Raw genomic sequence first — 23,334 nt, 5'->3', positions numbered from 1 at the left:
CGTGCATGTACTCAGCGTGAGCTCCCTCAAGGGTGGTGTCGGCAAGACGACGGTGACGCTCGGCCTGACCTCGGCCGCGTTCGCCAAGGGACTGCGCACGCTGGTGGTGGATCTGGACCCGCAGTCCGACGTCTCCACGGGCCTCGACATCAACCTCGCCGGCCACCTCAACGTCGCCGACGTCCTCGAGAACCCGAAGGAGAAGATCGTCCGTCAGGCGATCGCCCCCTCGGGCTGGACGAAGGGGTCGCAGGGCAAGATCGACGTCATGGTGGGGTCGCCCTCCGCCATCAACTTCGACGGTCCGCACCCGTCGATCCGCGACATCTGGAAGCTCGAGGAGGCCCTGGCCAACGTCGAGCAGGACTACGAGCTCGTCCTCATCGACTGTGCGCCGTCGCTGAACGCCCTGACCCGCACCGCGTGGGCCGCGTCCGACCGCGTCACCGTCGTCACCGAGCCCGGCCTGTTCTCCGTCGCCGCCGCCGACCGTGCGCTGCGCGCCATCGAGGAGATCCGCCGCGGACTCTCCCCGCGCCTGCAGCCCCTCGGCATCATCGTGAACCGTGCCCGGGTGCAGTCGCTCGAGCACCAGTTCCGCATCAAGGAGCTCCGGGACATGTTCGGCCCGCTCGTGCTCTCGCCGCAGCTGCCGGAGCGCACGTCGCTGCAGCAGGCGCAGGGTGCCGCGAAGCCGCTGCACGTCTGGCCCGGCGAGTCCGCGCAGGAGATGGCGAAGAACTTCGACCAGCTGCTCGAGCGCATCATGCGCACCGGCAAGATCGGTCCGTACGCCGAGGGTGGCGCCGCGTAGGTCGGTGCTCACGCGGTCGCGGCGCGGACGCGATCGCGGTCGCGTGACATGCCGCTCGCGTCCGCCGAGCGGTCACCAACTGTCGGCAGGCAGCGTCGCAGCCGACAGTTCGTGACCACTCGGCGACGCGCACACGACAGTTCGTGACCGCGCGCCGACTGCCGGGAGGCCCGCCCCGGCCCCGGCAGACACGCCCGACCCCGGCTCACCCAGCGGCCACGACGTGCCGCACACGGCGGTTCGTGACACCTCGGCGACTGCCGGGAGGCCCACCCCGACCCCGGCAGGCACCACCCGGCCCCGGCTCGCCAGCGGTCACGACATGCCGCTCACGTCCACCGAGCGGTCACCAACTGTCGGCAGGCAGCGTCGCAGGCGACAGTTCGTGACCCCTCGGCGCCGCGCACACGACGGTTCGTGACCGCGCGCCGACTGCCGGGAGGCCCGCCCCGGCCCCGGCAGACACACCCGACCCCGGCTCGCCCAGCGACCACAACACACCGCTCACGTCCGGCGAGCGGTCACCAACTGTCGGCCGGCAGCGTCGCAGGCGACGGTTCGTGACACCTCGGCAACGCGCACACGGCGGTTCGCGACCACTCGGCCGGAACCCGAACGGTCAGGAAGCGCGGGAAGCGCGACGAGCGGCGAGCTCGTCGGAGGGGTCGGCCGCCGCGGTGGCGTCGAGCTCGACCAGGGAGCTCTCGACCTCGCGCAGGACCTTGCCGACCGCGATGCCGAAGACACCCTGGCCGCGGGACACGAGGTCGATGACCTCGTCGTCAGAGGTGCACAGGTACACCGAGGCGCCGTCGGACATCAGCGTGGTCTGCGCCAGGTCGGAGACGCCGGACTCCCGGAGCTGGTTGACCGCGGTGCGGATCTGCTGCAGCGAGATGCCGGTGTCGAGCAGGCGCTTCACGAGCTTGAGCACGAGGATGTCGCGGAACCCGTACAGGCGCTGCGACCCGGAGCCGGCGGCCCCGCGGATCGTCGGCTGCACGAGCTCGGTGCGGGCCCAGTAGTCGAGCTGTCGGTACGAGATGCCGGCTGCCCGTGCGGCGACGGTGCCGCGGTAGCCGTTCTGCTCGTCGTGCTCGGGCAGACCATCGGTGAAGAGCAGCCCGAGGTCGTACCGGGTCACATCAGACTCGGTGCCAGGGGTGTCGTTCCCACTCATGAGCTTGCCTTCCACGACGATCGAGCTCCCACCCGAAGCTTCAACGACGGGTTGAGAGTTGTTCCGAGGTCCACGGTAGCGACTCCGACCGCTCCCGCGCGGGACATCCGACCCGGCGCGTCCGGCGTGTCGAGGATACGCCTCGGCCACTGACACACAAGCCCCGTCGGAGCACCGGAGGGCGTCATGCGTCGAGACGACCGATGGCCTGGCGGATGAGGTTCGACCGGATGATCTCGAGGTGCCCGGCGATCTCACGCGCGAGCTCCGTGGCCTTGGCCCGCGAGGTGGCGTCGCCCCGGCGGGAGACCGGCATGAGAGCGGACTCGATGAGACCGACCTCGCGCTCGGCGGTGCTGCGCAGCGTGCGGAGGTGGCGCGGCTCGATACCCGTGCGCTGCAGTTCGACCAGGGCCTTCAGCACGGAGACGCCGTCGTCACCGTAGGTGTCGGTGGCCGGGAGCAGCGAAGCCGAGACCGCGTCGGCGAGGAGCATCGGGGAGGCGCCGGCTGCCCGGACCGTCTCGTCGCGGGTGTACCGGCGTTCACGGCCGAGGATCGACGGCTTCGGCGCGTCGCCTCCGCCGGGCAGGACGGGTTCGCGTCCGGCATCGAGGTCGGCGAGGTACTCCTTGATGACCTTGAGCGGCAGGTAGTGGTCACGCTGCAGTCCGAGGATCACCCGGAGCCGCTCGAGGTCGGCAGCGGAGAACTTGCGGTACCCACTGGCCGTGCGGATCGGGGTGACGAGCTCGCGCTCTTCGAGGAACCGCAGCTTGGAGCTCGACAGGTCCGGGAACTCGGGCTTGAGGCGAGCGAGGACCTGCCCGATGGTGAGCAGGTCCGGTGCCGCGGACCCCGCCCGGGCCGCAGCGGACCGTGCGGCCACTACGCGTTCGCCAGGCGCGCCAGGTCGACCCGAGATGCGTAGAACGTCAGGCGGAACTTGCCGACCTGGACCTCGGCCCCGTCGGTGAGCAGCGCTTCGTCGATGCGGACACCGTCGAAGTACGTGCCGTTCAGGGAGCCGTTGTCCTTGACGCTGAAGCTCGTGCCGTGGCGCAGGAACTGCGCGTGCTTGCGCGACACGGTGACGTCGTCGAGGAAGATGTCGGCGTCGGGGTGTCGACCGGCCGTCGTGACGTCGGAGTCGAGGAGGAACCGCGCACCCACGTTGGGGCCGCGACGGACCACGAGCAACGCCGACCCGGAGGGCAGTGCGTTGACGGCTTCACGTTCTTCGGTCGAGACACCGGACTCGGCGGTGAGCGCCGCGCCCATGTCCATGCTGAAGGTCAGCGTGGTGTCGACCAGCCGCTGCTCCGGGGTCTTCTGACCGCCCGGCTGCGGGACCACTGGATCTGGCATCGGTGGACCTCCTCCTCTTGGCCCACCAGCGTATCGGAAACGAAGCCCCGAGCGGCAGCCCCGATCTGGGACTGTGGAGGGACTTCCGCGATCCGCGAACGCACGAGCCGCGTCAGCGACCCGTGGGACCCGACGTCAGCGACCCGTGGGACCCGGCGTCACCTTCCCCGCGCGAGCAACCAGAGCAGGTACGGCGCTCCCACGACGCCTGTCACGACGCCCACCGGCAGCGCGGTGCCGGGGAAGGCGAACTGTGCCAGCAGGTCGCTGCCGAGCGTGATCGCGGCACCGACGGCAGCGGCCGGCGCGAGCGCCACCCGTCCGCCGCCGACGAGGCGTCGGGCGATCGGCGCAGACATCAGCGCCACGAACGAGACGGGCCCCGCGGTGGCGACGGCTGCGGCGGTCAGGCACACGGCGGTGAGGAGCAGGAGCACCTTTGCCCGGTCCGGCCGGAGTCCGAGTGCGGCGGCGACCTCGTCCCCGAGGCGCAGCACCTGCAGACGGGCGGACTGCAGCAGCGCGAGCACGACGAGCACGACGAACGCGACGCCGAGCACCCCGACCAGGTCGCGGTCGACGGCGTTCAGGCTGCCGGAGAGCCAGAGCAGCGCGGTGCCGGCCTGGGTGACGGTGCCGCTCGTGAGCATCCAGCCCGTGATGCTCAGGCAGATGGCCGCGACGCCGATCCCGACGAGGATCACCCGGTTGCCGGTGATCCCCCGTCGCCAGGCGAGCCCGGCGATGACGATCGAGACCACCACGGCGCCGACGAGCACGACCGAGAAGAGCGTGCCACCGCTGGCACCGAACAGCACGATGGCGGTGAGTCCGGCGGCGCTGGCCCCCGAGGTGATCCCGATGACGTCGGGGCTCGCGATCGGGTTCCGCACGACGCTCTGCACGATCGCGCCCGCGACGCCGAGACTAGCGCCGACGAGGACGGCACCGAGCACCCGCGGCCCGCGGAGCTGCCCGATGACGAAGTCCGAGATCCGGTCCCCCTGGCCGAACAGGGAGGCGAGCACCTGGCCCGGGGTGAGCGGGATCGAACCGGCGCCGAGCCCCACCAGGACGAGCACCACGACGACCGCCACCACGGCGACGAGCACCGCGACCTCACGACGCAGGCCGGCCGAGCGGCGCAGACCGCCGGACCGCGGGCGGCCGGAGCCGAACAACTGCCTCACAGTCCCCGCACCGCCTTCGACCGCACGAGCGCGATGAACACCGGCGCCCCGATCAACGCCGTGACGATGCCGACCTGCAGCTCCCCCGGGTACGCCACGACTCGGCCGATGACGTCGGCGACGAGCAGCAGTGCGGGGGCGACGATCGCCGACAGCAGGATGGTCCAGCGGTGGTCCGGGCCGCTCAGCCGGCGGACGGCGTGCGGCACGGCGAGCCCGACGAAGGCGATCGGCCCGGCGGCGGCCACCGCGGACCCGGCCAGCAGCACCGCGACCAGACCGCCGACGGCGCGGACGAGCACGACCCGCTGCCCGAGCGACGCCGCGAGTTCGTCCCCGAGCGCGAGGGTGTTCAGCGACCGACCGAGGCCGAACGCGATCGCCAGCCCGACGAGCACCGGCGCCGTGATGATCCCCGCCGTGCCGAGGTCCTTGCCGGCGAGGGCCCCGACCTGCCAGAACCGCAGCTGGTCGAGCAGGCTCTGGTCGGTCACGAGCACCGCGGTGGTGACCGACGACAGCGCCGCGGCGACCACGGCTCCGGCGAGGGCGAGCCCGACGGGTGAGAGGCCACGACGGGCGACGGTCGCGATCCCGTACACGAGCACGGCGGCGAGTGCGGCCCCGACGAACGCGAACGGCAGGTAGGCAACCGTGCCGCTCACGCCGAAGACCGCGATCCCGGCCACCACGGCCAGCGTCGCTCCGGAGTTGATGCCGAGGACGCTCGGGTCGGCGAGCGGGTTCCGCGTCACGCCCTGCATGACTGCCCCGGCCACCCCGAGCGCGGTTCCGGCGAGCAGTCCGACGACGGTGCGGGGCACACGGTTGCCGAGCACGATGAGCCCGACCTCGTCGCTCCGCCCGGGGTGCATCACCGTGTCGAGGACGGTGCCGAGCGGGATCGGCCGCGAGCCGTACGCGATCGACAGCGCACACGCCACGGCGAGGACGACGACCGCCAGCACGGTCGCACCGACGAGTCGGGGGACGGAGCTGGGAGCCGGGGGCGTGGACGTCGACGGAGGCATGGAAGTAAGGCCACCCTAACGCCGCAGCTCCACTCGGCGTCCCCCGAGCAAGCCCGGAGCGTGCGCAGGGTTCGTTCATAGGCTCGTCATGGGGAAGCGCCCTGTACTGGTCTCCATCGACGCCCGACCGGGCCGTCGAGGGACGACCGGAGAGCACCGATGAACGAGACCCCGAACCCCGCAGCCGCCGACCACGACGAGGACGGCACCCCCGCCGCGCAGCAGCAGGCTCCCGGGATGCACTGGGAGGCGCCGCACGCCGACCCGGCCTCACTACGCCCGGCGTACGCGTTCGACGGCTCCGGTCCCTACCTCTACGGTCCGGACGGCTCCGGCCCCTACGCCTACACGCCGGACGGCCGCGGCCCGTACCTGATCGGCAGCCCCGCCCTCGCCGGCGCGAACCACGCGTGGGCGTACTCGGCGGCGACCGCGAACCACCCCGGTGGGACGAAGCGCCCGCGTCGCCTGGGACTGATGATCGGCTCTGGCATCGCTGCACTCGCCATCGTCGGTGCGGCCGGCGGCACCGCCCTCGGCCTGTCCTCGCAGGGGACGACCACCACGTCGAGCCAGTCGCAGGGCACCACCACGTTGCCCGACACCGGATCCGGCACCGACGGCACCGGCGGCACCGGCAGCAGCGACGGGACGAACGGCTTCACGGTGCCCGGCGACGGCAGCGGCAGCGGCACCCGCGGCGACGGCAGCACCGGCACCGGCACGACCCAGTCCCCCGCCACCGCAGCGACGGCCACCGACAAGAAGGGCGTCGTGACCATCAACACCGTCCTGAACTACGACGAGTCGTCACAGGCGGCCGGCACCGGCATGGTCCTGACCTCCGACGGCACGATCCTGACGAACAACCACGTGATCCAGGGCGCGACGAGCATCACCGTCACCGACGAGACCACCGGCAAGGAGTACAAGGCCGACGTGGTCGGGGCCGACGCCACCAACGACGTCGCCGTCCTGAAGCTCGAGAACGCCTCGGGGCTGTCCACGGTCACGCTCGACGACGACGGCGAGCCGAGCACCGGTGACACCGTCAAGGACGTCGGCAACGCCGAGGGCACCGGCAACCTCGTCGCCGCCGAGGGCACCGTCACCGCGACCGACCAGGACATCCAGGTGCAGAGCGAGTCCGGCACCGGCACCGAGTCCCTGACCGGCCTGATCGAGATCTCGGCGGACATCGTCTCCGGCGACTCCGGCGGACCGGTGCTCGACAGCGAGGGCGAGGTCGTCGGCATGGCCACGGCAGCGTCCTCCGGCACGGCCGACGTCACCGGCTACGCCATCCCGATCACCACCGCGAAGACGATCGCCGAGAAGATCCTCGCCGGGGAGTCCTCGAGCACGATCACCATCGGGCTGCCCGCGTTCCTCGGGGTCGAGGTCAGCAACACCACCGGCACCACGGGCGGCGTCGCCGTCGCCGGCACGGTCGAGGGCTCCGGCGCCGCGAGCGCCGGCCTGACCGCCGGGGACACGATCACGAGCATCGACGGCACCGCGGTCACGAGCTCGGATCAGCTGACCAAGGTCGTCCAGTCGCACTCGGTGGGCGACAAGGTGAGCGTCCGCTACACCGACAGCACCGGCGCCGCGAAGACGGTCACGATCACCCTGACCGCCGGACCCGCCGCGTAGCGGGAGAACCCGGGCGCGCTCAGCCCAGCAGCGCCCGCACCACCGACCGGTAGACGTTGGCCGGGGAGTCCGTCCGGAAGGCGGTCTCCCCGGCCTTCGTCGCGCCCACCCGCGCGAACCCGTGCCCCTCAGCACGCACGATCGTGATCGGCTTCGGCTTGCCGGGTCGACGCAGGTACGAGACGGTCCACGGCGCGGCCCAGAACCGCGCGAGGCGCGGGTCCGCCTCGACGAGGGCCTCCGGCAGGTCCGGTGCGTCCGGACCGCCGGCCAGCCTGCGGCCGAGCAGGTGCCCTGGGAGCGACCCCGTGCGGAACGGGAAGGTCCACGTCGGACCGATGCCGAGCCTCCCGGCCAGCAGCGCGACGGCCCGGTCCGGCGTGACGGACGCGACCACGGCGCCCGCCGCGTCGGTCCCGTCGACGACGGTCTGCGACCAGGCCTGGAGGCGCGACTCGCCCCCGTCGGGCAGGTGCTGTTCCAGCGTGACCGGCTGGGCATCGCCCTGCCAGGGTTCGAGGAGGGTCTGGGTCGACTCCGGCAGCGTGCCGAGTCGGCCGACGAGGCCCGCCTCGATGAGTTCGCGGCCCGCCGCGGTGCGGAGGAGCGTGGGGTTCCACCGGCGTCCGGCGAGGCTCTGCAGGGTGCCGATCGCGTCCGTGCTGAGGCGGGGGCCGTCGAGCGACGGTGCCGGGGCGGGGGCCGGCAGGGGTTCGAGGTCACGCTCGGGGCGGACCGGGACCGTCTCGGTGGCGCGGACGCTCTCGAGGACGGCGAGCACGAGGTCGTCGGTCTCGAGCAGCCGGGCGAGCGGGCGTTCGATCGTCAGGTCGACGCGGTGCCGACCGGTGACGAAGAGCAGGTGGGTGCCGGCGACGTCGCCGTGCTCGTCGGGCCGGACGTACTCGACCAGCCGGGCCGGGGCGCCGGCGGTGGTCCACGGGTCGCAGCCGACGAGCAGCAGGCCCTCGACGGAGCCGGGCAGCCGTTCGAGCAGGCCGGTGTTCTCGTCGCCGATCGCGCGGTCACTGGGTCGGGATCGGACGGTGAGGACGACGTCGTCGCCGGTGACGCGCAGGTCCGCCTGGGCTGATTCCTCGCGGCGCCAGGAGTCCGGGCGGCGGAGGGTGAGGCGGGCGGTGCGGTCCTCGGTGCCGAGCGGGACGGGGACTGCCATGGGATGAGCGTATGTCGGGAGCGGGGCGCCGGGTTCGCACGGTGCGAGGTTCGTCAGCCGGTGCGGGGTTGGTGGCTCCGTGCGGCACCACAACCCCGCACCCAGCCTCCGACAACGCACCCGCCGACGAAGTCCGCACCGTGCGACCCCGGCTCCGCGAATCCCGCACCGTGCCGCCTCCGCCACACCGTGCGGGGCTCGTGGCCCCGTGCGCCATTACAACCCCGCACCGAACCTCCGATGACGCACCCGCCGACGAAGTCCGCACCGTGCGACCCCGGCTCGACAGCACGACAAGTCCGCACGGTGCGAGCCGAGCGCGTCAGCGCCGAGCAGGCCGCGCGGGCGGGGGCGGCGGGACGGGCTTCGCGGCGACGACGTCGGCGAGCCGGACCTCGACCGGGCCGCGGCGGGTGGCGATCGTCACGGCGTCGGGCGTCCGGGCGACCAGGTCGCCGAGGGCGTCCTGCGCGCCGTCCCCGTGGTGCGCCCGGACCACCAGGCGGTCCCCGATCGCGGCCTCGTGCAGCACCCCGAGGGCACGGGCCCGGGCGATCGCCGCCTGTTCGTCCGCATGCACCGCCCCAGGGTACGGGCCGCCTAGAGTGTCGGCATGGAGAAGGCCCGGGTCGACAGCTGGATCTGGGCCGTCCGGATCACCAAGACCCGGTCGGCCGCCACCGCCGCGTGCAAGGCCGGTCACGTCCGGGTGAACGGGGAGCGCGCGAAGCCGGCGCAGCCGATCGGCCCCGGCGACGAGGTGCGGGTGCGCCAGAACGGCTTCGACCGGATCGTCATGGTCACCGGCATCATCCTGAAGCGGACGAGCGCCCCCGAGGCGGCGAAGCACTTCGAGGACAAGACCCCGCCGCGGCTGTCGAAGGAAGAGGCCGGCTTCGTCCCGATGCGTGATCGCGGCGCCGGACGGCCGAGCAAGCGGGAGCGCCGCGACCTCGAGAAGCTCCGCGGCTACTGATACAGCGGATCAGACGAAGCGGACTGTCTGCTGCAGGCGGTCGCGGATCTCGAACACGTCGACGGAACCGGCCGGCGACCAGACGCCGTTCAGCACCTGGGCGAGCGCACTCCGGCGGACGACGAGCGCGGTGGGCTTCTTCGGGGAGCCGACGAGCTGCACGTCCTCGGTGACGGCGGCGTCCGGCACGACGAGCAGCCGCCCGGAGAACCGCACCCGGGTCTGCTTCTGCACGGCACGGGCGGCGCGGACGAGTTCCTTGACGGGTCGCTCCCCCGGCGCGAGCGTCTCGCCGACGATCTCGCCGTGCTCGACGCGGACCGGAGCGCCCCAGTCGATGGACTCGACGGCCCAGAGTCCGCTCGGGGTGAGGACGGCGTGGTCGAGCTTGCCCTCGGCCCCGGCGTCGAGGTCGTGCCACACCGTGACGCCGATCCCCATGTCGGAGACGATCAGCGCGGTCGCTTCTTCGGCCAGGGCCTCGGCGAGCAGGCGCCGGATGTGCCGCGGCGCGGAGCGGATGAGCGTGGGGTCGTACGGGTCCTCGATGGGGTCGCCGAGGCCGACCCACTCGCGTTCGGCCTGCAGGAAGACCTCGCGCGACCGACCGCCGGGGTGTCCGTGGGACCGGGCCCGGGGGCGGGTGTCGCGACGCGCTGCCGGGGGTGCGTAGGCGTCGCGACCGGTGTCACCCCTGCCGGCGGTCGCCCCGGACGCGCCGTACGCGCGGGACCCGATGTCGTACGCGCGCCGGGCCGCCGGCGTGCCGATGCGCTCCCATGCGAGCTGGACCTGGCGGAAGCGCTGGGCGTCGCCGCCGAGGTCGGGGTGCGTCTCGCGGGCGGCCCGCCGGTAGGCGCGGCGGAGCGCTTCGTCGTCAGCCGTCGCGGGGACGCCGAGGACTTCGTAGGGGGTGGCGTCGGCCGGGCTGTCCGTCATGGCCCTGCGACATTACCGGAGGCAGTGTCGGAGTCCGCCGCATGGTTGCTGGGTGCGGTCTGGGCCCACGCCGCCGGTTCCGCACCGACGCGCCAGCGGCGGGGCGGCCGTGCCGGTGGGGAGAGGGTCGGGGCGGCCGGGCAGTCTCGGCACACGGTCCGCAGGTGGTCGCGTCAGACCACCGTGGTCGCGACGGGCGCACCGAGGAACGCCGCGTACCGCGCGGCCGCCGCCTCGAGCGCGCGGACCGATGCCGCGTCGAGGGCACCGAAGGGTGTGACGGTGACGAGGTGCCCGGCCCGGCGCTCGGTGCGCTTCCAGGTGCCGACGACGCGACCCCGGACGACGGCCATCGGCAGGAACATGCCGTTGGCCCCGGGGACGACCCGGTCGGCGTGGGCGGGGTCGAGCTGCGCGGACCGGTCGGCGTACCCGAGCAGGTACTCGTCGAAGCCGGGGAGCAGGTGCCCGGTGGGGACGCGCGCGGCTGCCGGCCGGTCGGCGAGGTCGAGGAGCCCGTCGCCGAGGTCCTCCACCGCGTTCCCCGCCGCCGCCCGCGCTCGGCGGAGGTCACCGAGCGGCAGCTTCGTCCAGCTCGCGGCGTCGGCCTCGGTCGCGGGGCCACGGCCGCGCAGGTACCCGAGCAGGACCCGGCGGAGGGCTTCGTCGCGGTCCGGCGGGTCAGCGGTGGCGGGTGCCCACTCGTCGAGCAGCACGAGCCCCTGCCCGACGCGGGCGGTGGGGCCCCAGGCGACGAGGCCCTCCTGCGCGAGCTGCAGGACCAGGTGGTAGCCGCGGCCTCCGGCCGGGTCGATGCCCGCAGCGCGGTACGCCGCGAACAGGTCGTCCCGGCCCAGCGCACGACCACCGACCAGGGCCGCGATCGTCGCGTCCCGGGCCCGGCCGAGCAGGGCGTCGTCGATGCCGAGCTCGGCGGCGCGTCGGGCGATCGTGCGGAGCGTCCGTTCGGCGGTGAGCGAGAGCAGCAGGCGCAGGTCGTCGGGGCGCAGGGCGTGCAGGGTGCCGCGCATCGGCCACGAGCGGACGAGTTCCCCGCGGTCGAAGGCCTCGCGGACGTCGTCCCGCGACGATCCGGGAGCGCGGACCCCGATGGCCCAGAGCACCTGGCCGAGGTCCTGCCCCTGCACCGCCAGCATCCGCTCGACGACCTCGGTGGGTCGCAGTCCGGGTGCCGCGATGCCCTGCGCCGCGAACCGCGCCGTGCGGAGCCGCGCGGGGCTGGTGGTCACGCGACGGCGGCGGTGACGGCGTCGGCGTGCTGCTCCAGGTAGGCGACGTCAGCGCGGTACAGGTCGGCGTGGCCGTGCTGCAGGTCGCTGACGAACTTCGGGTTGCCGGCGGCGGCCTCGTGCTCGATCGTCGTGACCAGGGCGACGAGGGACGCGATCATCGTCTCGGCCAGGACGCTGCGGGAACGGTCGTCGAGGGCGTAGGCGCGGCAGAACTCGGCGGCCCGTGCGAGCCGCTCGTCGAGGTCGGGGGCGGTCGATCCTTCGACGGCACCGGTGGTGAACGGTGCGAACCGGTAGACGGCACTCGCGACGTCCCAGACGCGGGGCCCGGGGTGAGCGGTGTCGAAGTCGATCAGGCCGACGGCGGCGATGCCGTCGTAGACGCAGTTGTACGGGGCGAAGTCGCCGTGCACGATCGTCTCGACCGGGGCACGGTCGGCCTGGGACCAGAGGTCGTCGGTGGCGCTGCGCGGGAAGCTCGCGGCGGCGTCGTGGAACTGGCGGAGCAGTCGGGCGCTGGTGACGAGGGCGGCCTCGCTGGCGATGTCCTCGGTCCAGGGGTACTCGCCCGCGACACCGGGGACGAACGAGACCGTCTCGAGGGTGTCACCGAGGGCGATCGGTTCCGGGGCTGCGACGAACCCCTGCTCGTGCAGGTGGGCGAGCAGCCGGTGCACCGTGGGGGTCCACGGCCCGGCGGGGCGGTGGACTCGGTCGTCGGCCCTGGTGATGCGCTCCAAGGGGAACCTCCTGCGTGTTGCGTCTCCGTTGACGGAGGGCCAGCGTACCGGCAGCGACCGACGGCCGCTCGGAGACCATCCGGAACGCGGCGGTCCGGATGGCGGCTACAGCTGGTCGCGCAACCAGGACGGCCCGTGGACGACCGCGCCGAGGGCCTCGACGCGGTCGCGGAGCTCGCGGTCGGCCGTCACGACGACGACCGGCCCGTCTCCGGCCTGCACCGCGGCCCGCGCGGACTCGACGATGGCGTCGTCGCCGGAGGCCGGAGCACGGACGACATCGACAGCGCCGGTGGCGGCGCCGCGGTCCGAGCCGGCACCGCCGTCTCCACCCGCACCGCCCACGTCCGCAGCGGCCCGGGCCTCCCCCTCGAGCACCACGGTCCACCGCGGCCACCACCGCGCGAACGGCAGGTCGAGCAACGATGCGGCGACCCCGCCCGCGGCGAGCGCCGACACCTGTGCCAGCAGGCGCGATGCGGCGCCGGCTCGGTCCTTCCACCAGCCGTCGGGCACGCTGCCGACGACGTTCGCGGCGTCGACGACGACGTGCGCGGTGGTCGCGATCGTGGCACGGAGCGCCGGCCACGACCTGCCGAACCCGGGGTGCAAGGGCAGCTCGTCGACCTGGTCGATCGGGATCCACGACAGGGCGAGGCTCTCGCGGTCGGCGATGACGGGTTCGAAGGGCCGGGAGGCGCGCCCCACGACGGTCGTGTAGGTCCAGAAGCCCAGGTCGAGCAGTGCCGTGTGGCGCAGGGCGATCGCGTCGTCGGGCACGCCGGCCTCTTCGGCGGATTCGCGGAGGGCGGCGGTCACCGCTGCTTCGCCCTGGTGCCGTGCGCCGCCGGGGATGCCCCAGGTGCCGCCGTGGTGGCTCCACTCGACGCGGTGCTGCAGGAGCACGCGGCCGGCGCCGTCGTCGACGAGCAGGCCGGCGGCGCCGAAGCGTCCCCACGCCTTGGTGCCGTCGGGACCGACCGCCCAGGCGTCGCCGGGGTCGCGGGGGCCGGGTGGGGGCCCGGGGGGCATTGCATCTGGCACGGTCCAACCCTGGCACACGGTGCCCGGAGCGGGCCTCGAAGTGGTCACCGGGCGTCGTGTACGGTGTCGCTCGAGACACGGGGTGCCGCATCCAGCGGCTGAGATCACACCCGTCGAACCTGCTCGAGCTCGTACTCGCGAAGGGATCGTCCATGGAAACCGTTGCGCCCTCCCCTGCCTGGGCCCACCGAACCGCCGAACTGCTCGAGGCCGTGCGTGCCCGGGCCCCGCTGGTGCAGTGCATCACGAACACCGTCGTGCAGAACGTCACGGCGAACGTGCTGCTCGCACTCGGGGCCTCGCCCGCGATGGTCGACGTGGCGACCGAGGCGGGGCCGTTCGCCCGCGTCGCCGATGCCCTGCTGGTGAACACCGGCACCCCGCACGCCGAGCCGCGGGTCGCCGCGCTCGAGGCCGTGCACGCCGCCCGTGCCGCGGGCACCCCGTGGGTCCTCGACCCGGTGGCGGTCGGCTCGCTGCCGGTGCGCACCGCCCTGGCGCGCGATCTGCTCGCGCTGCACCCGACGGTGCTGCGGGGCAACGCCTCCGAGGTGCTCGCCCTGCTCGGCGACTCGGCCGGTGGCCGGGGGGTCGACAGCACGGTGGGCACGGAGGATGCCCGGGTCGCGTCCGTCGCCGCTTCGGACGGGAGGCTCGTGGCCGCGGTGGCCGTGTCGGGTGCGGTCGACCTGCTGGTCGCGCCGGGCATCGGTGCGGTCCGGGTGGCGAACGGGACCGACCTGCTGACACGCATCACCGGTGGTGGGTGTGCGCTCGGCGCGGTCGTCGCCGCGTTCACGTCGGTCGCGCCGGAGGACGCGGGTGCCGCTGCCGTCGCCGCCACCGCCGTGCACACGATCGCCGCGGAGCTCGCGGCGCGGGATGCCGGTGGGCCGGGGACCTTCCAGCCGCTGTTCCTCGACCGGTTGGCGTCGCTGACCTCGGAGGACGTCGTCCGCGAGGCCCGGATCACGGTCGAGACCGCTCCTGTCGGTGCCCGGTCGGTGTCGGCATGAGCGGGCTGCAGTCTGCGGGGTTCGGCGTCTACCTGGTGACCGACGGTGCCCTGGCCGACCGGCACGGCATCGGGGTGCTCGGGGTCGTCCGTGCCGCCGTGCACGCCGGGGTCCGGATCGTGCAGGTACGGGACAAGGACGCCTCGGCGCGTGACCTGCTGGCACTCACCGCGGCGGTCGCCGACGCCGTCGGGGACCGTGCGACGGTGGTGGTCGACGACCGGCTCGACGTCGCCCTCGCCGCACGGCACGCGGGACACCGGGTCGCGGGCGTGCACCTCGGCCAGTCCGACGTCCCCGTCACCGCCGCCCGTGCCCTGCTCGGAGCGGACGCCCACGTGGGCCTCACCGCGAACACGCTCGCGCACCTGGCTGCCGTCGAGCGACTGCCCCGCGGCACCGTGGACCTGCTCGGCGTCGGGGTCGTGCACCCCACCGCGACGAAGGCGGACCACCCGCCGGCGCTGGGCCGCGACGGGTTCGCCCGGCTGGCCGCCGCGACCGACGTGCCGTGCGTGGCGATCGGCGGGGTGACCCTCGACGACGTCGCGCCGCTCCGGGCTGCCGGTGCCGCGGGGGTCGCGATCGTGTCGGGCATCTGCGCTGCGGCCGACCCCGGATCCGCGGCGGCGGCGTACGTGGCCGCGTGGGGCCCTGGACCCGACCACGGGACGGAGGCGAGGCCGTCAGGTGCTGGCGATCCGTCCCTCCAGGCCGACGCCACGCACCACGGGGCGGACGCATGAGCGTCCCACGGGTGCTGAGCATCGCCGGGACCGACCCGACGGGCGGGGCCGGGATGCAGGCGGACCTCAAGGCGATCGCCGCGCACGACGGGTACGGGATGGGGGTCGTGACGGCGCTCGTCGCGCAGAACACGCACGGGGTGCGATCGGTGCACGTGCCGGACGTCGGGTTCCTGCGGGAGCAGCTCGACGCGGTGTCGGACGACGTCGTGGTCGACGCGGTGAAGATCGGGATGCTCGGCACGGCCGACGTCGTGCGGGTCGTGACGGACTGGCTGCGGGAGCACCGGCCGCCGGTGGTCGTCGTCGACCCGGTGATGGTGGCGACGAGCGGGGACCGGCTGCTCGACGAGGACGCGGCGGCGGCCATGGGGGCGCTGTTCGCGCTCGCCGACCTGGTGACGCCGAACCGGGCCGAGCTCGTGGTGCTGGCGGAACTGGCCGGGTCCGGTGTCCCCGGTCGTGGTGCGTCGTCGTCGGCTTCGTCGCTGGATGCCGCGCGTGCCGTGGCGGCGCGGTGGGACGTCCTGGTGCTGGCGAAGGGCGGGCACGACGAGGGACCCACTTCGGACGACGTGCTCGTGGCACCGGACGGCACCGTGCGGGTGTTCACGGGTCCCCGGGTCACGACGACGAACACGCACGGCACCGGGTGCTCGCTCTCCAGTGCGGTCGCGACGCTCGCCGCGCGGCACGGCGACTGGGAGCTCGCGGTCGGGGTGGCGAAGGAGTGGCTGACGGCGGCGCTCCGCGGGGCCGATGCTCTGTCGGTCGGGAGCGGCAACGGTCCGGTCGACCACGGGGCGCAGGCGCGGGCAGCCCTGCCGGCGCTGTCGTACACGGACGTGTGGTGGGCGGATGCGGCGTCGGTGCTGCAGGAGACGATCGACTGTGCGTTCCTGGTGGGGCTCCGGGACGGGACCCTCGAGCCGGAGGTGTTCGCGGGCTACCTGGCGCAGGACGTCCACTACCTGCGGGCGTACGAGCGGCACCTGGCGGCGCTCGGGGTCGGCGCTGCCGGTGCCGGTGCTGGTTCGGGTGCTGGTGCTGGTGCTGGCGGTGCTGCTGCGTTCTGGGCCGCGGCTGCGCAGGGGTGTGCCGACGAGGCCCGCGACCTGCACCACCGTCGGCTGGCCGGCTCGCACGCCGACGATCCCGTGCACCCCACGTGCGCCGGGTACCTCGCGCACCTGCAGGAGGCCGCCGACTCCGGCTCCCGTGCGGTGCTCGCCGCCGCGGTGCTGCCGTGCTTCCGGGTCTACGCCTGGGTCGGGTCGCAGCTCGGGGTCGCTCCGGACGGGCACGCCTTCGCGGACTGGATCACGGCGTACGGGGACCCGGGGTTCGCGGCGTCGAGCGCCGAGGCGACCCGGCTCGTCGAGGAGACAGCCCGTGCGGCGACACCCGACGAGCGGGGGCGGATGGCGCGGGCGTTCCGGCGTTCGGCGGAGTGGGAGCTCGCGTTCTTCCGGATGCCGCTGGCAGGGGCTGCTGGTGCCGGGGCCACCGCGGCTGCGGGCGGCGCGGTCGGTGCCGCCGAAGCGACACTGCTGCGCTGACGGCCGTCGAACACCCCGCGAAAGCGACAGATGTCCGGAGAAGTTCCGCAGGGATCTGTCGCTTTCGGGAACGGGGCGCGCCGACGCAAGCACGCGACCGGGGCTAGCCGGCGACCGGCGGCAGCCGCACCAGTTCGACGGAGAGCTCGGCGCCGCTGACCGTGCCGCGCATCCACGTGTGGTCGGGCTGGCGACGGCGGTCGGTCGGCGAACCGGGGTTCAGCAGGCGCATCCCCGACGGCGCCACGGTGTCCCACGGGATGTGCGAGTGGCCGAAGACGAGCACGTCGGTGTCCGGGTACTCGGCGTCCATCCGGCGCTCCCGACCGGTCGATGCCCCGGTCTCGTGCACCAGGGCGAAGCGCAGGTCCTCGACACCGAACCGGGCGACGAGCGGCAGCCGGTCGTCGAACTCCGGACCGTCGTTGTTGCCCCGCACGCCCTCGAAGCGGCGGGACCGCGCCTGCACGGCGTCGAGGGTGGCGAGGTCGACCCAGTCCCCCGCGTGCACCACGAGGTCGGCCGCGTCGACGTCGGCCCACAGTCCGGGCGGCAGGTCCTTCGCGCGCTTCGGCAGGTGCGTGTCGGACAGCAGGACGAACGACGTCGTCACGACTCGGTGGGTGCCGGCATCGGGAGCCCGGCCTCGTCCGAGGCACCGAGGCGCTCCAGCAGCCCGGCGAGCAGTGCGATGTCGTCGTCCGACCAGTCGGCGAGCCGCTCGTCGAGCGCGTCCCGGTGCAGCTGCACCGACCGCTCGAGCGCTGCGCGGCCGGCGTCGGTCGCCTCGAGCGGCTTGGCGTTGCCGCTGCCACCGTCGGTCGTCCGCACCAGCCCGGTCGCGAGGAGCCCGGACAGCTGCCGCGAGATCGTCGACCGGTTCAGCCGCAGGTACCGGGCGATGTCGATGGCCATGCAGCCCGGGTGCTGGACAACGAAGTCGACGAGGGACTGGTCGACGACGCTCAACACCTGGTCCGAACCGCGGGCCCGGATGCTCGCCCGACGGGTGATGCGGGCGAGCTCGGTGTACGCCCGGCTGATGTCGCTGTTGCGGACCCTCGAACTCGGGTGGTCCATGGTGGCTCCAGCCTGTCTGTGCCGGCGCCGGCCGGCGGTCTTCTCGTCCGGTCACACTACCGGCGGGTCCGCGGAGAGTGGGGTCAGTGACCGGAGGCCGCGGCCTGCAGTGCGGGGATGTCCAGCTTGACCATCTGCATCATGGCCTCGAAGACGCGGGCGTTGGCCTCCGGATCACCCGATCCGCTCATCAGCTCCCCCAGCATCGACGGGGTCACCTGCCACGCCAGACCCCAGCGGTCGGTCAACCAGCCGCACGCCATCGGGCGCCCGCCGTCGGCGAGCAGCGCGTCCCACAGCCGGTCGAGCTCGTCCTGCGTGTCCACGTCGATCTGGAACGAGACCGCGTCGGTGTGCGGGTGCCCGGGACCGCCGTTCATCGCGCGGTACGGGGCGCCGAGCAACGTGAACTCCACGACCAGGGCACGGCCGTCGGGCATCCGGCTGACGCTGTCGACGCGGCTGTCGGGGAACAGTCCGACGTAGTACTCGGCCGCCTGTTCGGCCTGGTCGTCGTACCAGAGGAACGGGGTGATGGTGGGCACGGGGAGCCCCTTCGTTCGGTGCTCAGTCCGCGGCGCTGCGGCTGAGCAGGTCGGCTTTCTCGGGGTGTTCGTCGAACCACTTGCCGACGAACCAGCACATCGGGACGATGCGCTTCGTGGTCGACGACTCGACGTCGGCGACGGCGTACTCGACGAGCTGCGCCGCGTACCCGTGGCCGCGGTGCTTCGGGACCGTGTACGTGTGCGGGAACGCCACCGCGTCACCGTTCACCCGGTAGTCGAGCACGCTCACGAGCTCGCCGCCGACGTACATCGCGTAGCGGTCCTGGTCGGTCTCGTCGCGGAAGTCGGGGTCCATGCCGCCATCATGCTCCCGGCGGGGCGTTCGCGCCCCCGGGGAATGCACGACGGCGGGCAGCGTTGCAGGGACACCATGACAACCATCGGAATCATCGGCGCCGGCAACATCGGATCCCAGCTCGCTCGACTCGCGGTACGGAACGGCCACCAGGTCGTCATCGCGAACTCCCGCGGCCCGGAGACCCTGACCGACCTCGTCACGGAACTCGGCGACGGCGCACGCGCAGCGACCCGCGACGAGGCAGCCGCAGCGGGCGAGATCGTCGTCGTGACGGTGCCGCTCGCCGCGATCGAGACGATCCCCGTCGAGCCCCTCGTCGGCAAGGTCGTCATCGACACCAACAACTACTACTGGGAGCGCGACGGCCACATCGCCGCCCTCGACGACCAGTCCACGACCACCGCCGAGATGCTGCAGGACCACCTGCCCGGCGCCCGTGTCGTGAAGGCGTTCAACCACATCGGCGCCGACGACCTGACCGGCCACGCGACGCCCGCCGGCACCCCCGACCGTCGTGCCCTGGTCATCGCCGGCGACGACGACTCCGCCAAGCAGACCGTCGCCGAGCTCATCGACGCGTTCGGCTTCGACGTCGTCGACGCCGGACCGCTCGCCGAGGGCTGGCGCATCCAGCGGGACACCCCCGGCTACGGCCCGCGGATGACCGCCGCCGAGCTGCGCGACGCCCTGGCCGCCGCGACGCGCTAGTCCGCGGCGCGCCCCCGACGCAGTTTCGCGCTGAGCGACACCTCACGGGCTCCGCAGCCCGTGACCTGTCGCTCAGCGCGAAACAACCGGGCGCGAAAAGCCCGCTCAGGCCCGGTCGAAGATCGTCGTCATGTCGGCGATGTGGTCCTCGGTGGGCGGCGACCCCGAACTGGGGCTGCGATCCGCACAGCGGTTGCCGCTACAACTGAGCATGGATCAGTCGACGGAAGGAGCGCCGCAGTGGCAGCGCATCGCATGCCCGAATCGGACCGGCCCCGTCGGCCCGTCCCGGCCTGGGTGACCGCGCCGCCCGTCGACGAGGTCGCGCCCGAGCGGGTCGCCGCCGCCGGTCACGTGAACGCCTCCGGCCGGGAGGCCCGCCCCACCCCCGCCTCGTCACGCGCCGCCCACGCGGTGCCGGTCCCACCGACCACGGTCGCCCCGGCAGGGAACGCCGCGGCTGAGCAGTCACCCGCCGCGCATGCGCCGGCCGCGCACGCACCGACGTCCGAGCCCGCGTCGATCGCCGCACTGGTCGAAGCCGACGCCCCCGTGCCCGACTTCCCGCCGCAGCAGGAACTGCTGCCCCCGGCCCCGACGTCGCCGAACGTGCACACCGTGCCGTTCGAGACCCCCGCGGTGCCGCCGTCGTCGGTCGTCCCCGCCTCCGGGCTCGTGGTGCCGGTCTCCCCGGTCGCCGCCGCACCCGCCTCGGCGGACGCGACACCGCTCGTCGCACCGCTCACCACCCCCTCGCCGGAGGCACCGCCGACCGCCACACCCGCGGTGCCCGTCGCCGGACAGCCCCGGTTCTCGGTGCCCGGCCTCGAACACGTGGTCGTCGAGGGCACCGAACCCGAGCCCGTCGGCCCGATCGGCTACCGGACACCCCGACGCTTCGCCCACCAGCAGGCCGCCGCACGGTCGGCAGCACCCACACCCGCAGCCGCGGGGTCGTTCGACGCCGTGCTGCACGCGGCGCCGACCACCGCGGCTCCCGGCGGCACCGCCGTCGCGACCCCGAAAGCCCGGGCGACCACGGCCCTGGTCGCACCCACCCCGGTGCCGCAGGGTGCTGGCGGGGGCGAGGCGGGCCTCCCGACCGAACTGCTCGACCAGCCCGTGACCGCAGGCGCCGTGCCGGGGCCACGCCGTGCGCTCGGCGCGACCGCCGGTGCGGTGCTCGGTGCCGTCGCCGGGATCGCGACGATCGGTCTGGCGGCCTGGTGGTTCACCGCTCCGGCGACCGTGCACGGCGTCGGCGTGGTGCTCGGACTGCTCGCGTTGGTGCTCTCGATCGTGACACTGCGCGACCGCACGGCCGCGTGGCAGCGACCGGTCGCGCTGCTCGGTGCGGTGCTCGGCGGTGTCGGCACGATCGTGCTGCTGTGGGCGGTCGCGGCGGCGCTGCTGCCGCTCGCGGGCGTGACGCTGCCGGACGTCACCGGCACCGGCACGACCCCGACGCTCGCCCCGTAGCGCACCGCGGCCCGCGAGCGCTCAGACGCCGTCGTCTCGGCAGGACGCCGCGTCGACGTCGAGACGCCTCCGAAAGTCGCGGCGTCTCGGCGGCTCGGCGGTGTCGAGACAACATGCCGGCGTCTTGCTGCGGACACCAGCCCGAACACGCCGGCGTCTCGCCGCCGATGCACGCGCTCAGACGGCGCGGACGACCCCGCGGGACAGGATCGCGTTCGTCAGCGCGTCGATCGGCTCCCGCTGCACCGTCGGGTTCGCGATGAGGACGTAGTCCACCGCAGGCAGATCCGGCAGCCCGAGCCGCTGCGACACCTTCACCAGGTCGGCCGGGATCAGCGAGTGCGGGAACACCGCGACGCCGATGCCCGCGCGCACCGCGGCGAGCACCCCGTTGACGTCGCGGGTGTTGCAGGTGATCCGCCAGGTGCGGCCTGCGGCCTCGAGGGCGTCGATAGCCATCTGCCGGCTGATGCTCGGCGCCTGGTACGCGATGAGCGGGACGGGTTCGCCGGGTTCCAGGGCGATGCCGTCCTGCGCCATCCACACCATCTGGTCGGTGGCGACCCGGGTGCCCTCGGCGGACTCCCCCGCCGTCTGCTTGATGAACACCAGGTCGAGCTGGCCGGCGTGCACCCGGCGGAGCAGGGGTGACGACTGGTTCACCGTGAGCTCGAGGTTCACCTGCGGGTGCAGCCGTCGGAAGTCCCGCAGGATCCGCGGCAGCTGGGTGATGGCGAGGTCGTCCGCCGCCCCGAACCGCAGCCGCCCGCGGGTGGCCGCGCCGGAGAAGTAGGCGTCGGCGGTGGCGTGCGCGGCGAGGATCGTCCGTGCGAACCCGGCCATCGCGTCCCCGTTGTCGGTCAGGGCGACGCCGCGGGTGTCCCGGGCGACGAGGGTGCGCGCCACCGCGGTCTCGAGGCGCCGGACGTGCTGCGACACCGTCGGCTGGCTGATGCCGAGCCGGGTGCCGGCCTGCGTGAAGCTGCCGGTCTCCGCCACGGCCAGGAACGTCTGCAACAGGACCGGATCGAGCACGTCGCGCCTTCCGTCGGTGCGACCTCATTCGACATCGCAATGGAGTGATAGCCACCATAGGGGTATCGAATGGGCCGGCGCCACGTAGTTTCGTTGGGGTACCAGATCCACACCGACGTCCGGAGAACCCCGCACCGTGAGCGCGTCACCGACGACCCTCCCCCCGCCCACCGAACCGCTCCCGATCCAGGCCACGCGACCGCCGTGGCGCCACACGCTCATCGCCCTGTCCGTGCCGAACTTCCGGCTGTTCACGGCGACCAACCTGGTGGCGATGACCGCCGGCTGGATGCAGCGCATCGCGCAGGACTGGCTCGTGCTGCAGCTGACCGGGTCGGTCGCGCAGGTCGGCATCACGGTCGCCTGCCAGTTCGCGCCGATGCTGCTGTTCGGGCTGCTCGGCGGCGTCCTGGTCGACCGGTTCTCGAAGCGCGCGCTCATGATGATCACGCAGGGCGCCTTCGCGGTGCTGTCCGCGCTGCTCGCTGTCCTGACGCTCGCCGGCGTCGTCGAGGCGTGGCACATCTGGGTGATCGCGTTCCTGGTCGGCATGGTCACCGTGATCGACAACCCGGCACGGCAGGTGTTCGTCACCGAGATCGTCGGGCACAAGCACCTGCGGAACGCCATCAGCGTGAACTCGTCGGTGTTCCAGCTGGGCGGCATGATCGGTCCAGCGCTGTCCGGCGCCCTGCTCGTCGCGGTGGGTGCGGGGTGGTCGTTCGGGGTGAACGCGATCGCCTGCGTCGCCGTCGTCGTGACGCTCGGGTTCCTGAAGGTCTCCGAACTGCACCGCACACCCCCGGCGCCCCGCGGCAAGGGGCAGCTCGTGGAGGGCCTGCGCTACGCCGTGCACAAGCCGACGATCATCGTGCCGGTGATCCTCGTCGCGTTCTTCTCGGTGTTCGCGCTGACGATGCCCGTGCTGCTGTCCGCCTTCGCGTCACAGGTGTACGACGTCGGCGCCGGCGGCTACGGGGTGTTCAACTCCGCCGTGGCGATCGGCGCCCTGGTCGGTGCGCTGCTCTCCACCCGGAGGGCCGTCGTCCGGCTCCGCACCATCGTCGGCGGGGTGTTCTGGACGGGCCTGCTGCTCGTCGTCTCGGGGTCGATCCCGGCGATCGCACCGTTCACCGTCGCGCTGGTTGCTGTCGGGATGTCGCAGCTGCTGTTCCAGACCGCGTCGAACTCGCTCGTGCAGCTGTCGTCGAACGTGGCGATCCGCGGCCGGGTGATGTCGCTCTACGTCCTGGTGCTGCTCGGTGGACAGGCGATCGGCGGGCCGCTGATGGGCCAGATCGTCGACCGCTTCGGTGCGCACGTGGGGATGATGGTCGCCGGAGGCGTGCCGGCTGCGGCCGCCGCCGTGATCGCGCTCGTGCTCGCCCGCCGGGGCGGCCTGCACCTGGCGGTGCAGATGCGCCACCACCTGCCGGTGCCGGCGATCGTCGCGCACTGACGCGGGCCCTGGCGGTG

The 23,334-nt window shown here is 73.4% G+C and carries 25 protein-coding genes and 1 riboswitch; of the genes, 9 read left to right on the top strand and 16 right to left on the bottom strand.

Annotated features, from left to right (window positions below):
- Nucleotide 1: 1 nt before the first annotated feature.
- Nucleotides 2-814 carry a ParA family protein gene (locus DEJ05_RS03785; RefSeq protein WP_027465232.1) on the top strand — a complete coding sequence of 271 codons (813 nt, stop codon included), beginning with the start codon at nt 2-4 and terminating at the stop codon, nt 812-814.
- Nucleotides 815-1,433: 619 nt separating this feature from the next.
- On the opposite strand, the gene DEJ05_RS03780 is transcribed toward DEJ05_RS03785, so the two are convergent.
- The 5 genes from DEJ05_RS03780 to DEJ05_RS03760 form a co-directional block, all read right to left on the bottom strand.
- Nucleotides 1,434-1,994: a MerR family transcriptional regulator gene (locus DEJ05_RS03780; RefSeq protein WP_027465231.1), complete on the bottom strand. Its 561-nt coding sequence runs from the start codon at nt 1,992-1,994 to the stop codon at nt 1,434-1,436.
- 184 nt (nt 1,995-2,178) lie between these two features.
- Nucleotides 2,179-2,883 (bottom strand): MerR family transcriptional regulator, encoded by a 705-nt coding sequence (locus DEJ05_RS03775; RefSeq protein WP_027465230.1) that lies wholly within the window; start codon nt 2,881-2,883, stop codon nt 2,179-2,181.
- On the bottom strand, nt 2,883-3,362 hold the full coding sequence (locus tag DEJ05_RS03770; protein WP_051596676.1) for an FHA domain-containing protein: 480 nt from the start codon (nt 3,360-3,362) through the stop codon (nt 2,883-2,885). Before DEJ05_RS03770 ends, DEJ05_RS03775 begins: the two co-directional genes overlap by 1 nt.
- Nucleotides 3,363-3,520: 158 nt before the next feature.
- Nucleotides 3,521-4,552: an iron chelate uptake ABC transporter family permease subunit gene (locus DEJ05_RS03765; RefSeq protein WP_258376077.1), complete on the bottom strand. Its 1,032-nt coding sequence runs from the start codon at nt 4,550-4,552 to the stop codon at nt 3,521-3,523.
- Nucleotides 4,549-5,583, bottom strand: coding sequence for an iron ABC transporter permease (locus DEJ05_RS03760; protein ID WP_111109778.1), 1,035 nt, complete (start codon nt 5,581-5,583; stop codon nt 4,549-4,551). Before DEJ05_RS03760 ends, DEJ05_RS03765 begins: the two co-directional genes overlap by 4 nt.
- 159 nt (nt 5,584-5,742) lie before the next feature.
- On the opposite strand from DEJ05_RS03760, the gene DEJ05_RS18380 reads away from it, so the two are divergent.
- Entirely contained in the window at nt 5,743-7,239 is a 1,497-nt protein-coding gene (locus DEJ05_RS18380) for a trypsin-like peptidase domain-containing protein (protein ID WP_309146942.1), read from the top strand.
- 19 nt (nt 7,240-7,258) lie between these two features.
- Here DEJ05_RS18380 and DEJ05_RS03750 read toward each other — a convergent pair whose 3' ends face one another.
- On the bottom strand, nt 7,259-8,416 hold the full coding sequence (locus DEJ05_RS03750; protein ID WP_111109777.1) for a hypothetical protein: 1,158 nt from the start codon (nt 8,414-8,416) through the stop codon (nt 7,259-7,261).
- Between the two features lie 322 nt (nt 8,417-8,738).
- Nucleotides 8,739-8,996: a hypothetical protein gene (locus tag DEJ05_RS03745; RefSeq protein WP_258370582.1), complete on the bottom strand. Its 258-nt coding sequence runs from the start codon at nt 8,994-8,996 to the stop codon at nt 8,739-8,741.
- Nucleotides 8,997-9,029: 33 nt separating this feature from the next.
- Between DEJ05_RS03745 and DEJ05_RS03740 the strand changes: the two genes are divergently transcribed.
- Nucleotides 9,030-9,392 carry an RNA-binding S4 domain-containing protein gene (locus DEJ05_RS03740; RefSeq protein ID WP_071405402.1) on the top strand — a complete coding sequence of 121 codons (363 nt, stop codon included), beginning with the start codon at nt 9,030-9,032 and terminating at the stop codon, nt 9,390-9,392.
- Between the two features lie 9 nt (nt 9,393-9,401).
- Here DEJ05_RS03740 and DEJ05_RS03735 read toward each other — a convergent pair whose 3' ends face one another.
- From DEJ05_RS03735 to DEJ05_RS03720, 4 genes are all read right to left on the bottom strand, one after another.
- The gene (locus tag DEJ05_RS03735) at nt 9,402-10,331 is read right to left on the bottom strand and encodes a DnaJ domain-containing protein (RefSeq protein ID WP_111040227.1); all 930 of its coding nucleotides are present in this window, start codon (nt 10,329-10,331) and stop codon (nt 9,402-9,404) included.
- 173 nt (nt 10,332-10,504) lie between these two features.
- Nucleotides 10,505-11,581, bottom strand: coding sequence for a winged helix DNA-binding domain-containing protein (locus DEJ05_RS03730; RefSeq protein WP_111109776.1), 1,077 nt, complete (start codon nt 11,579-11,581; stop codon nt 10,505-10,507).
- A complete protein-coding gene (locus DEJ05_RS03725; RefSeq protein WP_027465222.1) occupies nt 11,578-12,324 on the bottom strand; it encodes a phosphotransferase enzyme family protein in 747 nt (248 codons plus the stop codon). The genes DEJ05_RS03730 and DEJ05_RS03725 overlap by 4 nt, the downstream gene beginning before the upstream one ends.
- Nucleotides 12,325-12,429: 105 nt before the next feature.
- Nucleotides 12,430-13,356 carry an NUDIX domain-containing protein gene (locus DEJ05_RS03720; protein WP_111109775.1) on the bottom strand — a complete coding sequence of 309 codons (927 nt, stop codon included), beginning with the start codon at nt 13,354-13,356 and terminating at the stop codon, nt 12,430-12,432.
- An 80-nt stretch (nt 13,357-13,436) separates the two neighbouring features.
- Nucleotides 13,437-13,532: riboswitch (TPP riboswitch) on the top strand.
- On the opposite strand from DEJ05_RS03720, the gene thiM reads away from it, so the two are divergent.
- From thiM to thiD, 3 genes are all read left to right on the top strand, one after another.
- The gene (thiM, locus tag DEJ05_RS03715; RefSeq protein WP_181440640.1) at nt 13,521-14,384 is read left to right on the top strand and encodes a hydroxyethylthiazole kinase; all 864 of its coding nucleotides are present in this window, start codon (nt 13,521-13,523) and stop codon (nt 14,382-14,384) included. (Overlaps the previous riboswitch by 12 nt.)
- A complete protein-coding gene (thiE, locus tag DEJ05_RS03710; RefSeq protein WP_258376076.1) occupies nt 14,381-15,130 on the top strand; it encodes a thiamine phosphate synthase in 750 nt (249 codons plus the stop codon). Before thiM ends, thiE begins: the two co-directional genes overlap by 4 nt.
- A complete protein-coding gene (gene thiD / locus DEJ05_RS03705) occupies nt 15,127-16,689 on the top strand; it encodes a bifunctional hydroxymethylpyrimidine kinase/phosphomethylpyrimidine kinase (RefSeq protein ID WP_111109774.1) in 1,563 nt (520 codons plus the stop codon). The genes thiE and thiD overlap by 4 nt, the downstream gene beginning before the upstream one ends.
- A 103-nt stretch (nt 16,690-16,792) precedes the next feature.
- Here thiD and DEJ05_RS03700 read toward each other — a convergent pair whose 3' ends face one another.
- The 4 genes from DEJ05_RS03700 to DEJ05_RS03685 form a co-directional block, all read right to left on the bottom strand.
- The gene (locus tag DEJ05_RS03700) at nt 16,793-17,302 is read right to left on the bottom strand and encodes a metallophosphoesterase (RefSeq protein WP_111109773.1); all 510 of its coding nucleotides are present in this window, start codon (nt 17,300-17,302) and stop codon (nt 16,793-16,795) included.
- Nucleotides 17,299-17,769 (bottom strand): MarR family winged helix-turn-helix transcriptional regulator, encoded by a 471-nt coding sequence (locus tag DEJ05_RS03695; protein ID WP_051596672.1) that lies wholly within the window; start codon nt 17,767-17,769, stop codon nt 17,299-17,301. Before DEJ05_RS03695 ends, DEJ05_RS03700 begins: the two co-directional genes overlap by 4 nt.
- A gap of 83 nt (nt 17,770-17,852) precedes the next feature.
- Nucleotides 17,853-18,314, bottom strand: coding sequence for a VOC family protein (locus DEJ05_RS03690; RefSeq protein ID WP_111109772.1), 462 nt, complete (start codon nt 18,312-18,314; stop codon nt 17,853-17,855).
- A gap of 22 nt (nt 18,315-18,336) precedes the next feature.
- Nucleotides 18,337-18,633 carry a GNAT family N-acetyltransferase gene (locus DEJ05_RS03685; protein ID WP_111047405.1) on the bottom strand — a complete coding sequence of 99 codons (297 nt, stop codon included), beginning with the start codon at nt 18,631-18,633 and terminating at the stop codon, nt 18,337-18,339.
- 75 nt (nt 18,634-18,708) lie between these two features.
- On the opposite strand from DEJ05_RS03685, the gene DEJ05_RS03680 reads away from it, so the two are divergent.
- Together DEJ05_RS03680 and DEJ05_RS03675 are read left to right on the top strand one after the other, a co-directional pair.
- Complete coding sequence (locus DEJ05_RS03680; RefSeq protein ID WP_071405392.1) at nt 18,709-19,344, top strand: NADPH-dependent F420 reductase; 636 nt, start codon at nt 18,709-18,711, stop codon at nt 19,342-19,344.
- Between the two features lie 240 nt (nt 19,345-19,584).
- Nucleotides 19,585-20,823, top strand: a complete 1,239-nt coding sequence (locus DEJ05_RS03675) for a hypothetical protein (protein ID WP_146245008.1) — start codon at nt 19,585-19,587, stop codon at nt 20,821-20,823.
- Nucleotides 20,824-21,000: 177 nt separating this feature from the next.
- On the opposite strand, the gene DEJ05_RS03670 is transcribed toward DEJ05_RS03675, so the two are convergent.
- A complete protein-coding gene (locus DEJ05_RS03670; RefSeq protein WP_017886578.1) occupies nt 21,001-21,858 on the bottom strand; it encodes a LysR substrate-binding domain-containing protein in 858 nt (285 codons plus the stop codon).
- 136 nt (nt 21,859-21,994) lie between these two features.
- Between DEJ05_RS03670 and DEJ05_RS03665 the strand changes: the two genes are divergently transcribed.
- Nucleotides 21,995-23,317 carry an MFS transporter gene (locus DEJ05_RS03665; RefSeq protein WP_111030310.1) on the top strand — a complete coding sequence of 441 codons (1,323 nt, stop codon included), beginning with the start codon at nt 21,995-21,997 and terminating at the stop codon, nt 23,315-23,317.
- The last annotated feature ends 17 nt before the right edge of the window (nt 23,318-23,334 follow it).

The organism is Curtobacterium sp. MCLR17_045 (genome assembly GCF_003234405.1).
GTDB classification, from domain to species: domain Bacteria; phylum Actinomycetota; class Actinomycetes; order Actinomycetales; family Microbacteriaceae; genus Curtobacterium; species Curtobacterium flaccumfaciens.
Note: the sequence above shows the minus strand (reverse complement) of the source record. Positions and strands in the feature narration are given on the sequence as shown.

Bases quoted from the DNA above. Each gene is read 5' to 3' on its own strand.
- DEJ05_RS03695 (WP_051596672.1), bottom strand. From the start codon at position 17,769: ATGGACCACCCGAGTTCGAGGGTCCGCAACAGCGACATCAGCCGGGCG.
- DEJ05_RS03740 (WP_071405402.1), top strand. From the start codon at position 9,030: ATGGAGAAGGCCCGGGTCGACAGCTGGATCTGGGCCGTCCGGATCACC.
- DEJ05_RS03750 (WP_111109777.1), bottom strand. From the start codon at position 8,416: ATGGCAGTCCCCGTCCCGCTCGGCACCGAGGACCGCACCGCCCGCCTC.
- DEJ05_RS03685 (WP_111047405.1), bottom strand. From the start codon at position 18,633: ATGGACCCCGACTTCCGCGACGAGACCGACCAGGACCGCTACGCGATG.
- DEJ05_RS03720 (WP_111109775.1), bottom strand. From the start codon at position 13,356: ATGCCCCCCGGGCCCCCACCCGGCCCCCGCGACCCCGGCGACGCCTGG.
- DEJ05_RS03780 (WP_027465231.1), bottom strand. From the start codon at position 1,994: ATGAGTGGGAACGACACCCCTGGCACCGAGTCTGATGTGACCCGGTAC.
- DEJ05_RS03680 (WP_071405392.1), top strand. From the start codon at position 18,709: ATGACAACCATCGGAATCATCGGCGCCGGCAACATCGGATCCCAGCTC.
- thiD (WP_111109774.1), top strand. From the start codon at position 15,127: ATGAGCGTCCCACGGGTGCTGAGCATCGCCGGGACCGACCCGACGGGC.
- thiE (WP_258376076.1), top strand. From the start codon at position 14,381: ATGAGCGGGCTGCAGTCTGCGGGGTTCGGCGTCTACCTGGTGACCGAC.
- DEJ05_RS03735 (WP_111040227.1), bottom strand. From the start codon at position 10,331: ATGACGGACAGCCCGGCCGACGCCACCCCCTACGAAGTCCTCGGCGTC.
- DEJ05_RS03760 (WP_111109778.1), bottom strand. From the start codon at position 5,583: ATGCCTCCGTCGACGTCCACGCCCCCGGCTCCCAGCTCCGTCCCCCGA.
- DEJ05_RS03770 (WP_051596676.1), bottom strand. From the start codon at position 3,362: ATGCCAGATCCAGTGGTCCCGCAGCCGGGCGGTCAGAAGACCCCGGAG.
- DEJ05_RS18380 (WP_309146942.1), top strand. From the start codon at position 5,743: ATGAACGAGACCCCGAACCCCGCAGCCGCCGACCACGACGAGGACGGC.
- thiM (WP_181440640.1), top strand. From the start codon at position 13,521: ATGGAAACCGTTGCGCCCTCCCCTGCCTGGGCCCACCGAACCGCCGAA.